At 60.5% G+C, this 15,433-nt stretch carries 15 protein-coding genes; all 15 read right to left on the bottom strand.

What is annotated here, in order from left to right; translation table 11 throughout:
- Entirely contained in the window at positions 1–1,020 is a 1,020-nt protein-coding gene (fliG, locus tag AC07PQ_RS27385; protein WP_007922630.1) for a flagellar motor switch protein FliG, read from the bottom strand.
- On the bottom strand, positions 1,013–2,800 hold the full coding sequence (gene fliF / locus AC07PQ_RS27380) for a flagellar basal-body MS-ring/collar protein FliF (RefSeq protein WP_007922632.1): 1,788 nt from the start codon (positions 2,798–2,800) through the stop codon (positions 1,013–1,015). The genes fliG and fliF overlap by 8 nt, the downstream gene beginning before the upstream one ends.
- Before the next feature lie 15 nt (positions 2,801–2,815).
- On the bottom strand, positions 2,816–3,142 hold the full coding sequence (gene fliE / locus AC07PQ_RS27375) for a flagellar hook-basal body complex protein FliE (RefSeq protein ID WP_007922633.1): 327 nt from the start codon (positions 3,140–3,142) through the stop codon (positions 2,816–2,818).
- 128 nt (positions 3,143–3,270) lie between these two features.
- On the bottom strand, positions 3,271–4,680 hold the full coding sequence (fleR, locus tag AC07PQ_RS27370) for a sigma-54-dependent response regulator transcription factor FleR (protein ID WP_493186495.1): 1,410 nt from the start codon (positions 4,678–4,680) through the stop codon (positions 3,271–3,273).
- Between the two features lie 5 nt (positions 4,681–4,685).
- Positions 4,686–5,897: an ATP-binding protein gene (locus AC07PQ_RS27365; protein WP_007922636.1), complete on the bottom strand. Its 1,212-nt coding sequence runs from the start codon at positions 5,895–5,897 to the stop codon at positions 4,686–4,688.
- A 110-nt stretch (positions 5,898–6,007) separates the two neighbouring features.
- Entirely contained in the window at positions 6,008–7,483 is a 1,476-nt protein-coding gene (locus tag AC07PQ_RS27360; protein ID WP_007922638.1) for a sigma-54 dependent transcriptional regulator, read from the bottom strand.
- Between the two features lie 173 nt (positions 7,484–7,656).
- Positions 7,657–7,953 (bottom strand): flagellar protein FliT, encoded by a 297-nt coding sequence (gene fliT / locus AC07PQ_RS27355; protein WP_007922640.1) that lies wholly within the window; start codon positions 7,951–7,953, stop codon positions 7,657–7,659.
- Between the two features lie 10 nt (positions 7,954–7,963).
- Entirely contained in the window at positions 7,964–8,359 is a 396-nt protein-coding gene (fliS, locus tag AC07PQ_RS27350; protein ID WP_007922642.1) for a flagellar export chaperone FliS, read from the bottom strand.
- Between the two features lie 128 nt (positions 8,360–8,487).
- Positions 8,488–9,906: a flagellar filament capping protein FliD gene (gene fliD / locus AC07PQ_RS27345; protein ID WP_007922643.1), complete on the bottom strand. Its 1,419-nt coding sequence runs from the start codon at positions 9,904–9,906 to the stop codon at positions 8,488–8,490.
- Between the two features lie 82 nt (positions 9,907–9,988).
- Entirely contained in the window at positions 9,989–10,354 is a 366-nt protein-coding gene (locus AC07PQ_RS27340; protein WP_007922645.1) for a flagellar protein FlaG, read from the bottom strand.
- A gap of 72 nt (positions 10,355–10,426) precedes the next feature.
- Positions 10,427–11,278 (bottom strand): flagellin domain-containing protein, encoded by an 852-nt coding sequence (locus tag AC07PQ_RS27335; RefSeq protein ID WP_007922647.1) that lies wholly within the window; start codon positions 11,276–11,278, stop codon positions 10,427–10,429.
- Between the two features lie 251 nt (positions 11,279–11,529).
- On the bottom strand, positions 11,530–11,799 hold the full coding sequence (locus AC07PQ_RS27330) for a hypothetical protein (protein WP_007922648.1): 270 nt from the start codon (positions 11,797–11,799) through the stop codon (positions 11,530–11,532).
- On the bottom strand, positions 11,796–13,088 hold the full coding sequence (locus AC07PQ_RS27325) for a motility associated factor glycosyltransferase family protein (RefSeq protein ID WP_493186496.1): 1,293 nt from the start codon (positions 13,086–13,088) through the stop codon (positions 11,796–11,798). Before AC07PQ_RS27325 ends, AC07PQ_RS27330 begins: the two co-directional genes overlap by 4 nt.
- An 81-nt stretch (positions 13,089–13,169) precedes the next feature.
- Positions 13,170–14,096 (bottom strand): ketoacyl-ACP synthase III, encoded by a 927-nt coding sequence (locus tag AC07PQ_RS27320; protein WP_038581137.1) that lies wholly within the window; start codon positions 14,094–14,096, stop codon positions 13,170–13,172.
- A 223-nt stretch (positions 14,097–14,319) separates the two neighbouring features.
- On the bottom strand, positions 14,320–15,372 hold the full coding sequence (pseI, locus tag AC07PQ_RS27315) for a pseudaminic acid synthase (RefSeq protein WP_493186497.1): 1,053 nt from the start codon (positions 15,370–15,372) through the stop codon (positions 14,320–14,322).
- Between the last annotated feature and the right edge of the window lie 61 nt (positions 15,373–15,433).

Here is a 15,433-nt window from a genome sequence, read left to right as displayed (position 1 = left end):
TTAGATCATTTCTTCGCCGCCCTTCCCGCCGAGAACGATTTCTCCGGCTTCGGCCATACGGCGGGCAATGGTGAGGATTTCCTTCTGCGCGGTTTCCACATCGCTGACGCGCACCGGGCCCTTGGCCTCGAGGTCGTCGCGCAGCAGTTCGGCAGCCCGCTTGGACATGTTCTTGAAGATCTTTTCCTTGACGCCTTCGTCCGACCCCTTGAGGGCCAGGACCAGCACGTCGGAAGACACTTCGCGCAGCAATGCCTGGATGCCGCGGTCGTCGACATCGGCGAGGTTGTTGAACACGAACATGAGGTCTTCGATCTGGCCGGACAGGTCTTCGTCGACTTCGCGGATTGAGTCCATCAACTGGCCTTCGATCGAGCTGTCGAGGAAGTTCATGATGTCGGCAGCGCGCTTGATACCCCCCAGGGTGGTACGCGAGGCGTTGGAGTTGCCGGCGAACTGCTTCTCGAGAATCTGGTTGAGTTCTTTCAGGGCGGCCGGCTGCACGGTATTGAGCGAGGAAACCCGCAGGATGATGTCCAGGCGCGCCTTGTGGTCGAAGTTGCCAAGCACTTCGCCCGCCTGGTCCGGATCGAGGTACGCCACCACGATCGCCTGGATCTGCGGGTGCTCGTAACGGATCACGTCCGCCACGGCGCGCGGCTCCATCCACTTCAGGCTGTCCAGGCCGCTGGTGTTGCCGCCCAGCAGGATGCGGTCGATCAGGCCGTTGGCCTTGTCCTCGCCCAGGGCCTGGGTGAGCATCTTGCGCACATAGTCGTCGGAGCCCACGCCAAGGCTGGTCTGGTCGCCAACGATGTCGACGAACTCGCTCATCACCTGCTCGACCTGCTCGCGATGCACGTTGCCCATCTGCGCCATGGCCACGCCCACTCGCTGGACCTCTTTGGGGCCCATGTGGCGCAGCACCTGCGCGGCGTCGGTGGAACCCAGGGACAGCAGCAGGATCGCGGCCTTGTCGACCCGGGTCAGTTTGGCGGTAGCGGCTCGGTTATCACTCATCTGCGTTAATCCACTCTTTCACGACCTGGGCCACTCGACCCGGGTCTTCTGCCACCAGACTCTTGATTGCGTTCAACTGTGCGTCATAGCCTTCGCTCGGGCTAGGCAGCAGGATGCTTTGCGGGCCGCCGAGGCTGACGCGATCGTTGGCCAGCTCGCCATCCAGGCCGCCCATGCCGCCGAGTTCGACATCGCTGCCCAGACCTGCCAGTTGCTTGCCCTTGCCGCCACCGGTGATGTTGTTGAGCACCGGACGCAACACGCCGAACACCAGGACCAGGATAAACAGCACACCCAGGACCTGCTTCACGATGTCCCAGAACCAGGGCTGCGAGTAGAACGGAATGTCGGCGATCACCTCGCCGCGATCGGCCGAGAACGGCACGTTGATCACGCTGACGCTGTCGCCACGGCTGGCGTCGAAGCCCACGGCGTCCTGCACCAGGCGGGTAAAGCGCGCCAATTCGTCGGCGCTCCACGGCGCACGGCTGGTTTCACCGTTGGCCGGATTGACCTTGACCTGATCGTCCACCACCACCGCCACCGACAGCCGGTTCAGACGCCCCTGCTGTTGCTTGGTGTGGCTGATGGAGCGATCCAGTTCGAAGTTCTTGGTGGATTGTTGACGCTTGTCGTTCGGGTACGGCGCCAGCATCGGCTGGCCGGTGGCCGGGTCCATGATCTGCTGGCCGTTGGCATCCAGCAGCGGCTGGCCTGGCTGCACCATGCCGGCGGCAGCGGTGGCGCCACCGGTGGTCTGCGGTGCGCTGGCCGGCGACGGCGGCTGGTTGCTCAGGGCGCCAGGAACGCCTTGCGGGCCCAGGCTGCTGGAGCGTTGTTCATTGACCGACTGCTCGCTGCGCAAGGCCGGCTGGTCCGGGTTGAACTGTTCGGAGGTCGACTCGACAGCACTGAAGTCCACATCGGCGGACACTTCAGCCTTATAGCGGTCGTTGCCGAGGATCGGCTGCAGGATGTTGTGCACACGCTGGGTCAGCATGCTTTCCATGCGGCGGCTGTAGTCGAATTGCTTGCCGGCCATGGTCAGTTCGGAGTTTTCCGCCTGGTCGGAGAGCAGGTTGCCCTTCTGGTCGACCACGGTGATCTGCGACTTGCTCAACTCGGGAACGCTGGTCGCCACCAGATTGACGATGGCCACCACCTGGCCCGGTTCCAGCGAACGGCCGGAATACAGCTCGACCAGTACCGAAGCGCTGGGCTTGCGCTCGTCGCGCACGAACACCGAGCTTTTCGGAATCGCCAGATGCACGCGTGCGCCCTTGACGTTGTTCAGGCTGGAAATAGTCCGCGCCAGCTCGCCTTCCAGGCCACGACGGTAACGGGTCGCCTCCATGAACTGGCTGGTGCCCAGGCCCTGCTCTTTATCGAGAATCTCGAAACCGATATTGCCGTCGCCCGGAGCCACGCCGGCAGCGGCCAGCTTGAGGCGCGCGCGCGACAGGTCGTCGGCCTTGACCAGCAAGGCACCGGAGTTGGGTTCGACGGTGTAGGGAATGTCGGCGGAGGCCAGGGTGTCCATGACCTGCTTGGCGTCCATGCCGGCAAGGCTGCCGTACAACGGACGGTAATCGGGTTGCTGGGACCACAATACCACGGCAAAACCAATCGCCACGCTGGCAGCCAGACCGACCATGAGGCCAACCTGACGCAACATGGTCATCTCGGAGAGGTTTTCCAGAAAGGACAACCCGAACAGCGGCGGCTTGCCTTCTGTCGGAGTGGCCTTGGCCGGTACGTTATCGGCGACTGCTTCTGCCATGACTCAATCTCGTCCTTAAACCGGCATCTGCATGATGTCTTGGTACGCCTGAACCAGCTTGTTGCGCACCTGGGTCAACGCCTGGAAGGACACACTGGCCTTCTGCGAGGAAATCATCACGTCGGTCAGGTCGACACCGCTCTTGCCGATCTCGAAGGCACTGGCCAGCTGGCTGGACGCCTGCTGAGTGTCGTTGACCTTGTTCACCGCCTGCCCAAGCATGTCGGAAAAACTGCTGCCGCTCACCTGCGGCACCGCGGCCGATTTTGGCTGGGCCATGGCGTCCATTTGCATGGCCCGCATGTCCAACATCAACCGATTAAATTCAATACCTTGGCTCATGGTCTACTCTCTCCGACGACCCGCAATTTTTTGACACTCACGCAGCGGTTAGTGAGGTGTTAGCAACAAGGGTGCCAGCTCCGCGGCGACACCGAACAAAAGCCTGCATGGCTTCAGCCTTAAACGACTCATGTTGCAAACAGATACGCCTCGACATCCATTCCGGCATCGCGCATTTGCGCCAGCTTGTAGCGCAAGGTTCGCGGGCTGATACCCAGGCGCTCGGCCGCCTCCTTGCGTCGGCCACGCTCGGTGCGCAAGGTGTCGATGATCATCTGGAACTCCCGACGCCGCAGATCGTCGCCCAAGGCCCCTGCCGACTCGGCTGGCGGCACCTCGGCCTCCACCGGCGCACTGCGCACCATCGCCACCGCGGCGGGCGCCATGGCAGGCAGCGGCGCACAGGCCAGCGGTCCGCCCAGGCAGAAATCTTCCGGCTGGATCAGACCGCCCTGCTGCAGGATCAGTGCGCGCTGGATGGCGTTGTCCAGTTCGCGCACGTTGCCCGGCCATGGATAACCGAGCAGGCACGCCTGCGCTTCAGCCGACAGCCGCGCGGCAGCGTGTTTCATTTTATTGACGTGTTTGGCCAGCAGGCGCTCGGCCAGCGGCAGGATATCGGCGGTACGTTCGCGCAGCGGGCGCCACGCCAGCGGGAATACCGACAGCCGATAGTAAAGGTCTTCCCGGAACCGCCCCGCGGCCACTTCGCCGGCCAGGTCGCGGTTGGTGGTCGCCACTACCCGGATATCCAGGGCGATGGGCTTGCGCGCCCCGACCCGCTCGACTTCGCGCTCCTGCAACACCCGCAGCAGCTTGGCCTGCAGGGCCAGGGGCATTTCGGAAATCTCGTCCAGCAGCAGGGTACCGCCATCGGCCTGTTCGAACTTGCCGGGCTGGGCGGCGATGGCGCCGGTAAAGGCGCCCTTCTCGTGACCGAACAGTGTGGCTTCGAGCATGTTGTCCGGAATCGCCGCGCAGTTGATGGCGATAAAGGGCTGGCTGGAGCGATGGGACTGCTGGTGGATGTAACGCGCCAGCACCTCTTTACCGGTACCGGACTCGCCCGAGATCAATACGGTGGAATCGCTGCGAGCGACCCGCGCCGCTAGTTCGAGCAGTTGAGCGCTGGCCGGCTCGAATGCCACCGGCCCTTCGCCCTCGGCAGCCCCAAGGCAACCCAGGGCATGTCGCGCCACCAGATCCAGCAGGGCCTTGGGCTCGAAGGGCTTGACCAGGTAGTCGGCGGCGCCTTGACGCATGGCCTCGACCGCACGCTCGACCGCACCATGGGCGGTCATCAGCAATACCGGCAATTGCGGCTGGCGCGCACGCAGCAAGCCCAGCAACTGATGACCGTCCATGCCCGGCATGTTGACGTCGCTGACCACCAGGCTGAACGACTCGCCAGACACCGCCTCCAGCGCTTCCTCCGCACTGCCGACCGCCTTGTAGTCATGACCGGCCAACAGCAGCGTATCCGCCAGGGCTTCGCGCAGGGCGCGATCGTCTTCAACCAGTAGAACCTTGATTGCCATTACCTTCACTCCACTCCTTGAGCGCCGCAGAACAGTGGCAGAACCACCAGCGCACATGTACCGCGCCCAGGACGCGAGCGCAGCAGCAATTCTCCCTGATGGGCACGCGCCACCGCCTTGACGACTGTCAGCCCCAGTCCGGTTCCAGTGGTCTTGGTGGTGAAAAACGGTTCACCCAAACGCGCCAGTACCGCAGCGTCGATACCGCTGCCGCTATCGCTGACGCACAACCGCAAGCTGTTGCCACGGGTATAAAGATGGACTTTCAGGCGCACCTGGCCGGCACTGGCCTGGATGGCGTTCTCGATCAGGTTGAGCACCGCCCCCACCAGCGTGTCGCGGCTGCACAGCAACTCACCCGCAGGGCTGTCGCACTGCCAGCGCACGGGCACGTCCTGCACATGGGTCAGGGCCGCCGCCTGCAGCGACTGCAATAGCGCCTTGGGCGTCACGCGATCGGTCAGCGGCAACTCGCCTCGGGCAAACACCAGCATGTCGCGGACCTGATGCTCCAGCTCATGCAACCGCTCCTTCAGCCGCCCGGCAAAGCGCTGCTGGGTGGCGACAGGCAGCTCCTGCTCGGTCAGGTGACTGGCATACAGCAGCGCGGCGGACAGTGGCGTACGGATCTGATGCGCCAGGGACGCCACCATGCGCCCCAGGGACGACAGGCGCTCATGGCGGGCCAGCTGATCTTGCAGGTGACGGGTTTCAGTCAGGTCGTTGAGCAGCACCAATTGGCCCGGCTCGGCATCCAGCGAACGGGTGGAGATCGACAACCGCCGCCCATCCTTCAACGAAATCTCATGGCCGTCGTCTTCCCGTGGCGCGAAACAACGGGCGATGACATGCCGCCAGAGTTCGCCCTCGAGAGGCAGGCCCAGCAGGTCGCAGGCGGCAGGGTTGGCTTCGCGGACAATGCCCTGGGCGTCGATGACAATGACGCCGCCAGGCAACAGATCGAGGAGGTTTTGCAGACGGTTGGCCAGACGCTCTTTTTCCGCCAGCTCCTGCATGCGCTGGGCGCTGACCACGGCCAGTTCGCCCTTGAGCTCGGTCACCCGAGCCTCAAGCATGCTGTAGGAGTCGGTAAGCTGGCTCGACATCTGGTTGAACAAGGCGAACGCCTGCTCAAGGCCAAGCCGGCTTGCCTGCTCTACGGACGACGTTTGCCCCTGGCTTTCAGGAACAGGAGACATCTGGGCGGCTTGGGGCATCGTGCTCTCTCGCGTGGCTGACCGTCAGTTAAACGGAACGTTGAGAGAGACTTAGCAATACCCGTGCCGGAAAAAAACTGCCCGGTTTTCAACAGGTTAAAAAACAGGCGTCAATCATCCGCCTGTTCATCACCCTCACGACGGCTCATGCCGTACTTGCGCATTTTTTCCACCAGCGTGGTGCGGCGAATACGCAGGCGCTCCGCAGCCCGCGCGACAATGCCATTGGCGTCGTCGAGCGCCTGCTGGATCAGGCCCTGCTCCAGACCACCGAGGTAGTCCTTCAGATCCAGGCCTTCCGGCGGCAGCATGGCGGTGGCGGCGAAGTCCGGTGTATGACCATTGATCGCCACCCGCTCTTCCAGATCACTGCGCAGGCTGTCCACCAACTGCTCGTCTTCGTCGTCGACATAGCGGAATTTCTTCGGCAATTCGACCACGCCGATCACGCCGTAGGGATGCATGATCGCCATGCGCTCCACCAGGTTGGCCAACTCGCGGACGTTGCCCGGCCAGCCATGGCGGCAGAGCGACATGATCGCCGCGGAGTTGAAGCGGATCGAACCGCGCTTCTCATGCTCCATGCGCGAGATCAGCTCGTTCATCAGCAGCGGAATGTCTTCCACCCGCTCACGCAGCGGCGCCATCTCGATCGGGAACACGTTCAGGCGGTAGTACAGGTCTTCGCGGAAACTGCCGACCTCGATCATGCTCTCGAGGTTCTTGTGAGTCGCGGCGATAATCCGCACATCGACGCTCTGGGTCTTGTTGCTGCCCACGCGCTCGAAGGTACGCTCCTGCAGCACGCGCAACAGCTTGACCTGCATCGGCAGCGGCATATCGCCGATTTCGTCGAGGAACAGGGTGCCGCCGTTGGCCAGTTCGAAACGCCCGGCACGGCTGGTGATGGCCCCGGTGAAGGCGCCCTTCTCATGGCCGAACAGTTCGCTCTCCAGCAACTCGGCCGGAATCGCACCACAGTTGACGGGCACGAACGGCGCTTCGCGACGCTTGGAGTGATAGTGCAGGTTACGCGCCACCACTTCCTTGCCAGTCCCGGACTCGCCGAGGATCAGCACGCTGGCGTCGGTATCGGCCACTTGCTGCATCATCTGCCGGACATGCTGGATCGCCCGGCTGGTGCCGACCAGACTGCGAAAGAGGTTGGGTTCGCGATGGCGACCGCGCTCGCGGGCCTGATCGTACATCTCACGATAGACCTGGGCGCGATGCAGGGAATCGAGCAACTTGCTGTAGCTGGGTGGCATTTCCAGGGTGGAAAGCACTCGACGACGCTGGTCTTCCGGCAAGTCAATGGAAGAATTATCGCCCATTAACAAAACTGGAAGGAACTCATCCCAGGTTGAGAGTGTCTTTAACAGGCCCAAAAGTGCACCAGGAGCATTTACAGTCCCGATGAGGACACAGATTACTTCACGACTGGATGACAATGAGCCGACAGCCTGCTGCCAGTCATGGCTACCGCAGGGTAAATTTTCTTCGCCAAGAAAATTTAAAATCACCGCCAGGTCGCGGCGGCGGACGCTATCGTCATCAATCAGCAGAATTTTGGTTTCACGCCACATGCAATAGCAACTTCCCTAGTCAACTCAATGCCCGGAATCAGGGCAAGCTAGACGCTTGTAGGCATTTTGAGCCTGATAGACGTCTGAAATCTGAAAACAGCCACTAGTTAAGTCAAAAAAGCGTGCACAGTCAAATTTATGGCGCACTGGATTCGGATTAACTTAGGGGTTAATTAACCGAACAGATGGTAAACCTTTGCCGCGTTCTGTGCTTGATGGATCTGCGACATCTCGTCGACTATCGCCTGACGCTCCCCTGTCGTCACTTCAAGAAGCTGCCGATAAACCCCCAACAGTTCCTGCAAATTCTCGCGCAACGCGGCTTCATCTTCCGGAGCTTCACTCAAGATGTCTTCCATGCAGGAACGGCAGGCCAGATCCAACTGACCGATCGCTTCCCAATTACGCTCGGCCAGGGCGGCGACCAGTGCTTCACGGGTTTCTTCGATGCGCTGCAATACAAGACTCATGGTGATCTCCTTAGAACTGCGGACCCGGCGCAGCGATGGCATCCCAGCCTTCCTTGACGGTGCGCAGCAGATCGGCGACCTCGTCGAGAATCTTTGGATCGGTCTTGATGTTCGCCTCGGTGAGGCGCGTCATCATGTAGGTGTACAAGCCATCCAGATCGCCCAGGGTGTCGAGTGAGTTTTCCAGATCGAGCCCTTCACGCAAGCCGCCGATAATGCCGATGGCCTTGCTGATGAACACACCCTTGCCGGGAATATCCTTGCGCTCCATCGCCCCCTTGGCCTGGGCGATACGATCCAGGCCGCCTTCCATCAGCATCTGCACCAGACGATGGGGGCTGGCTTCGGAAGTCTGCGCCTGGGCACCAATCTTCTGGTATTGCCGAAGGGCTAACATCGGATTCATGTTCTACCTCATCAAAACTCAAGGGTTCGTATAACCAGCGTATCGACCGGGCGTCAAAAAACTTTAGATCAAAAGCCAAAAGCCCGGAACGCTACAAACGTTGCCGGGCTTTTGGCGCCTGGTATCAATCAGCCTTTCTGTTGCGCAGTCAACGCCTCGAACATCGAGGTGATGTTGCTCGCGGTGGCTTTCAACTTGCCCACCAGGGTGTCCATGTCGTTGTACTTCTTGGTCAGTACCGTCGTCAGAGTTTCGATACGACGATCCAGGGCCTCCTGATCCAGAGTCAGCTTGGCCTTGGCCTTGTTTAGCTCAGTGGTGCGCTGATCGAGAACACCGCCAGTCTGGGCAAAAGGCTTGATGGCGTCGTCCATGCGACTTAGCAGGCCGTTTTCACCGGTGAACAGGGTCTGCACCTCGCCACCCAGCTTTTTGTCGTTCATCGCCGCGGTGAACTTGGTGGAATCGAAATCCAGGGCACCGGTCTTCGGGTTGGTGGTAACCCCCAATTGCGACAGAACGGTCAGCTTGTCACCAGACCCGACCTCAGACAGCGGCGCACGAATGGCCGCCAGGATCGAACGCGGCAACGAGTCGCCGGTCAGCTGCGCCGGGATAGTCAGCTTGCCATTGTCATCCAGGGACGGCTTGGTCAGCGCGGTCACACTGTTGGCCACCGCGTTGTAGGCGTCGACGAACTTCTGGATCGAAGCCTTCAAACCATCGGTATTGGCCGCGACGGTGATGGTCGAGGTGCCTGGCGCGACCAGATTGAAGGTCATCCCGGAAACCGCCTTGTCCACGGCGTTGCTCTTGCTGGTCAAGGCCATGCCGTCAACAGTGAAATTGGCATCCCTGGCCAAGGCACCAATGGAGCCGGCGGAAGTGGCGGTCATCGGCGAACCGGAAGCGCCCACGACGTTGCTACCGTCGATTTCCAGACCGGCAATGCCACTCAGAGAAATATCGGACCCCGCACCGGTAGTGGTCGAACCCACCACCAAACGCGATCCAAAGGAATCGGTCACGATGTTCGCGCTGATACCCGCGCTCTTGAGCGATGCGTCGGCGTTGATCGAGTCACGTACCGACTGCAAGGTAGCGCCAGCTTTTATATCGAGATTGTAGTTAGTGCCATTTTGACTGATTTTCAGGGTACCAGTCGGAATAGCACTGGTAGCGCCACCAGCGAAGGCAGCACTGGTGACTTTCGAGGCGGTCGCAAGATTGCCGACCGAGACGACATAGTTGCCGTTGACCGCGGTGTTGCCAGCGACCGCCGTTACATACTTGTTGTCGGAAGTGGTGGCGGCATAGCCGGGAAATTGCGGATTGGTCTTGCTGCTGAGTTCGGTAATGGTGGTCCGAAAGGTCGACAACAAAGACTTCAAGGTGCCGATGCCGGAGATGCTTGCGGTGTTGTTCGCAGTTCCCCGGTCGATCTGACCTTGCTTGGGCGCTTTGTCAGCGTTTACCAAGGCTTTGACGATAGCACCAGTATCGAGGCCGGAGCCTAGACCGGTACCCGGTAGAATTGGACTTGCCATGGAGATCTCCCTTCAGTGTGTCGCCGGTCTTTTGACCATTACAACGCCCAAAAGAACATAGCAACAAATTTCATGCCAGCTGTCAGACTTTAGCGCTGAACAACAAGCTGCTCGCATCATTCAAACTATTGGCCAACTTCAGGACTTCTTCGTTGGGGATCTGACGAATCACCTCACCGGAGTCGCTGGCAATGACCTTGACGACGACCTTGCCAGAAGGCTCGTCGATAGAGAATTCCAGATTACGTTTGACCGATTGCACAAACTTTTCAATTTCCTGAATGGCCATTTTCAGTTTGTCCTGCTCGGTTTGCGCACTCTTACTCTCTTCCTTGACAGTCGACAGCGCCACAACGTCCGCTTGAGGCTTCTCCACAGGCTTGTCAGCAACAGGCGTTGCCGGCTTGGCTGTTGGATAAGACAAGTTCAGCTTCATGCTCATATCCATGTCCATCACCTCTTAAAGTAAAAAGCGAGAGAGCGCGACCAGCGCACTCCCCCGCCAAAGCTTAGCCAGCTATTACTGAAGCAGTTTCAGTACAGCGGACGGCAGTTGGTTGGCCTGGGCCAGAACTGCGGTGGAAGCTTGTTGCAGAGTCTGCTGCTTGGTCATCTGCGCAGTTTCAGCAGCGAAGTCGGTATCTTGTACGCGACCCAGTGCAGCACTGGCGTTTTCGTTGATGTTCTGCAGGTTGGAAATGGTGCTGGTCAGACGGTTTTGTGCAGCACCGAGGTCAGCACGGCTGGAGTTGATGGTTGCCAGGGCCTTTTCGATTGCGTCGATCGAAGCCTTGGTGCTGGCTTCGGCGGTGGCGCTGCTGTTACCGGTGATGGCGATGGTTGCAGAACCTACGCTCAGAGTTGCAGCGTCGAAGCCGCTGGCCAGAGTGATGGTGATCTGGTTGGTAGCACCGGTGTTGGAACCGACCTGGAAGGTCATGGTGCCAGCACTGCCGTCGATCAGGTTCTTGCCGTTCAGGTTGGTCGACTTGGCGATACGAGTCAGCTCGTCCGACATCGAAGCGAATTCTTTGTTCAGTGCAACACGGTCAGCGGTACCGTTGGAGTCGTTTCGCGATTGAATAGCCAGTTCGCGCATACGTTGCAGGATGTTGGTGGATTCCTGCATCGCGCCTTCAGCGGTCTGAGCGATGGAGATACCGTCGTTGGCGTTTTTGATCGCCATGGTCTGACCGCGGATCTGCGAAGTCATACGGGTAGCGATTTGCAGGCCGGCGGCGTCGTCTTTTGCACTGTTGATTTTCAGGCCGGAAGACAGGCGAGTCATCGAAGTCGACAGAGCGTCGGAAGCGCGGTTCAGGTTCTTCTGAACGTTCAACGATGTGACGTTAGTGTTTACTGTTAAAGCCATGACGAATTCCTCGTTGGTTGGGTACTGCGGCTTCCGGCCCTGGCAACCGCCGGGTATGGCCTAGAGAACCTTCGTAATAGTTATCGTCGGCAATGCAAGTTGCTTTAGGGGATTTTCAAAAAAATTTGCCATCAGCGTGCCACCCCCCGTAAATCAAGGGCTCGGCATTTTTAAATACGTGGAAAAATGGCGCCAGGAAAATGCCGGAGAAGGTCCGGGCGCGAAGATCACCCGCGCAGGCAGGGAATGCTTCAGCCAGCAGAGAGGGAGCGCAGCACTTCAACGCATTCATATTGCAGGTAGTCGGCCAGGGCCAGCCAGTTTTGCCCTTGCTGACATTCGAACATCAGGCCAAGCAAAGTCTCCCAGTCCTGGCGCTGCGCTGGCGGCGCGGTATCGATCAGCGGCTGGATCGCCCCCATCAACTGGACCATGGTCACGGCCGTCTCGACATCGTGCCCCAGGCGGAAGCCCTCGGCGCATTGCTGCAAGCGGGCGATCAGCCCCTCGATCGCGCTCATTGGCTGAACTCCGGATGGTAGGTCGTCCCGGCAATCATCGCCCCGTCCCGACTGCTGTTATAGAAGCGCACCCGTGGATGACCGGCGATAAACCGCTCCAGCTCGCACAGGTAACTGCGGAAATTGAGTTGGGTCCTGACTCGCTGGCCATGCCCGTCCAGCACCCAGTGCCGGGCCGCGCCCAGCTGCGGCCCCAACTCGCCGTCGAGCCAGCCGGCATGCGTCTTGTTCATCGGGAAGGCAAAGTCGGCACCGAACAAGGTGACCTGCTCGGCGCCCATTTTTACCGCCAGGTCCACCGCGGGATGAATCACGCTGCCACCGACATACAGCTGCGCCTTGGGCAATTGCTCGCGTATCCGCGTGTAAATCGGGCTGGCGGAATACCCCACGTAACGCGGTCCCTGCCAGAGCGCCAGAATCTGCGGGTCGACCATCGGCAGATAGACCAGAGTGATGGCTGCCGATTTTTCTGGCGGCAGGTGCAGGCTGGAAATCCGGTGATCGATGCTGACCACGATATCCGGCTCGATCCCCTGTTTGAGCAATGGTCGGTAGGCGGTATCGACACAGATAAACAGGGGACGCCGGGCCTGGGCGCGAATCTCGCGCAAGCGTTCGAAGTGCCGCTCCAGGCTCGGCCCGGTGGCAATCACAAAGATCTCGCGCCCCGGCTGGCTACCGAACAGCTGCGCCACGTCATTGTCGCTGGCCACCAGCTCGGCACTCGCTTGCAGGCGTTGGGCGACCTCCGGGGAATCGGCCACGAAGTCGCGGTTATTGAAGGCCAGGTGCACCTCACTGACCAGGCGATCGCGGATCTTGGCGTTGTAGTCATCCGCCAGCACCAGCTCGGAGGGCAAGGCGAAGAACGGCAGCTGGATTTCCGCCAGATCGCCGGCATAACCCAGTTCGACTCGAGGATCGTTCAACCAGGCCTGCTGATCGAGCAATTGCAGCACCAGCGCAAACACCGCGCCGTTCAAGATGTGCACCTGCAAGCGTTGCAGCGCCGGGTTTTCCAGCAGTATCTGCTGCAAGTCACCCAAGCCGGTGCCGTACAGATGGATCACCGGACTGTCGGCCGGCAGGCTCGCCGCCTGGATCCGAGCTTCCGCGGTGCGATCGTGGCGACTGGTGAGCTGAATGCCGGAAATACTCAAGGTCGAACCCAGGCCTTCGACCAGATCCGCCTGCAACCCAGCACTGTCTTCCGCCAGCAACCGCTCGAGCAGTCGCGGCCAGCGAGCCTGTATTGCCTGGGCATTGCCCTCGAAGCTTTCGCTCATGCTGTCTCGCCTATCTTCATGCAAAAAAAATAGCGCTCAGGGTACACCCTGGGCGCTATTTTTGGATGCCGCGGGATCAACTCATGGGCGATAGATAATCGCCGAGCCCCAGGACAGCCCTACACCGAAGCCACTCAGGGCCACACGTTGCCACTTCGACTCGAGCACGTGCTTTTCCAGCAGCAGCGGAATGCTCGACGATACGGTGTTACCGGTCTCGACCATGTCCTTGATGAACTTCTCCGGCTCGCCTTCGAAACGGCGCGCCACGGCATCGACGATCGCCGCACTGCCCTGGTGGATACAGAACGCATCGATCTGCTCAGCCTTCAGGCCGGACTCATCCAGCAGCTCGTTCAAATGCGCCGGGACTTTCAGCAGGGCAAAGTTGAATACCTGGCGGCCATTCATGAAAAACACGCCATCGGTGACTTTCAAGTGTGGAGCGCCGGAACCGTCGGTGCCGAACTTGGCCTTGCCCAGCTGCCAGGGAGCGTCTTCGCCCATCCAGGTAGCGGTCGCCGCATCGCCGAACAGCATGGTGGTGTTGCGGTCTTCCGGATCGACGATCTTCGAGTAAGGGTCGGCGGTGACCAGCAGGCCGTTCTTCAGGCCCGCGGCTTCCATGAAGCCCTTGAGCGCGTAGATGCCATAGACATAACCGGAGCAGCCCAGGGAAATATCGAAGGCCGCGACGTGGGTCGGCAGGCCCAGCTTGTCCTGGACGATGGCGGCGGTGTGCGGCAGGCCTTCTTCGTCGCCGTTCTGGGTGACGACGATCAGCGCGTCGATCGACTCGCGCGACAGTTGCGGGTTGTTGGCGAACAGCGCATTGACTGCTTCGACACACAGGTCCGAGGTTTCCTGCGTGGCGTCTTTGCGCGGCAGGAAGGCCGAACCGATCTTGCCCAGGATGAACTCTTCATCCTTCTCGAATTTTGCACCTTGTGCGTAATTGTCTACGCCGGCTACAGGCACGTAGCTCGCAATGCTCTTTATGCCAATCATTACGGCTTCCCAATAATAAACAGCTGAATACCCCGACCACCGGACCGGGGCTGCCGACAAACAGACATCCTGGCGCCCCTGACAGGCGACAGCGGGAAGAATAAAAGGCTATCACTGCGCCGTTTACCGGCCAGGCGCCATCTCCCCGATCAATACAATACAGTGAAGATGCGCGTTATGACTCGCAGGTCACGCTATTTTGCCGAATCAGCCATACAAACGGCTATTCGACAAATGCCCAATCCAGTGCGGTACCGCGCTTGAGGGTCTGGCGCGCGCAACGCCCGAGGACCGCGTCGATGTGCTTGGGGGCCAGCCCCAGGCCCGGACGGATGGCCCGGACGTTATCGCTGCTGAACACCTCCCCCGCCGCCATATCGCGGGTGACATAGAGGGAACGGCGGTACAACACCGACTGCCGCTCGGCCTCGGTCGCGCCGTAACGCACCTGGCCCAGGGCCTGCCAGGCACGTTCGGTTTCCACCACCAGGCTGTGCAGCTCCGCCGGTTCCAGGGAAAAACTCGCATCCACCCCGCCAGCGGCGCGGTCAAGGGTGAAGTGTTTCTCCACCACAGTAGCGCCCAGCGCCACGGCGGCCACTGAAACCCCGACACCCATGGAGTGGTCGGACAAACCGACCTCGCAGCCGAACAGCTGGCGCAGATGGGGAATGGTCAGGATGTTGCTGTTTTCCGGCGAAGCCGGGTAGGTGCTGGTGCACTTGAGCAGCACCAAATCCTTGCAGCCGGCCTCCCGGGCGGCGCGCACGCTTTCGTCCAGCTCGGCGATGCTGGCCATGCCGGTGGAAATGATCAGCGGCTTGCCGGTGGCCGCCACCCGACGGATCAGCGGCAGGTCGGTGTTTTCGAAACTGGCGATCTTGTAGGCCGGCACCTCGAGGCTTTCGAGGAAGTCCACCGCGCTCTCATCGAACGGCGTGGAGAACGCCAGCATCCCCAGTTCCCTGGCGCGGGCGAAGATCGGTGCGTGCCACTGCCAGGGTGTGTGGGCTTTTTCATACAGGGCATACAGCGAAGAGCCGGCCCAGAGACTGGCCGGATCCTTGATGAAGAATTCGCCGTGGTCCAGGTCCAGAGTCATGGTGTCGGCGGTATAGGTCTGCAACTTCAAGGCATGGGCGCCGGCCTTGGCCGCGGCCTCGACGATCTGCAGGGCAACGTCCAGCGACTGGTTATGGTTGCCGCTCATCTCGGCAATGATGAACGGCGGCGAGCCGGCGCCGATCGAGCGCGAGCCGATCTTGAAACTAGTCATTGGGGTTTTCCTTCGATTCACGCGTAAATTCATCAGTGCCCAGATCATCTCCGGCACGGCG

Source organism: Pseudomonas sp. GW821-FHT09E12, from assembly GCF_059416085.1.
The sequence above is the reverse complement of the archived record's forward strand: the minus strand, read 5'-3'. Positions and strand labels throughout refer to the sequence as shown.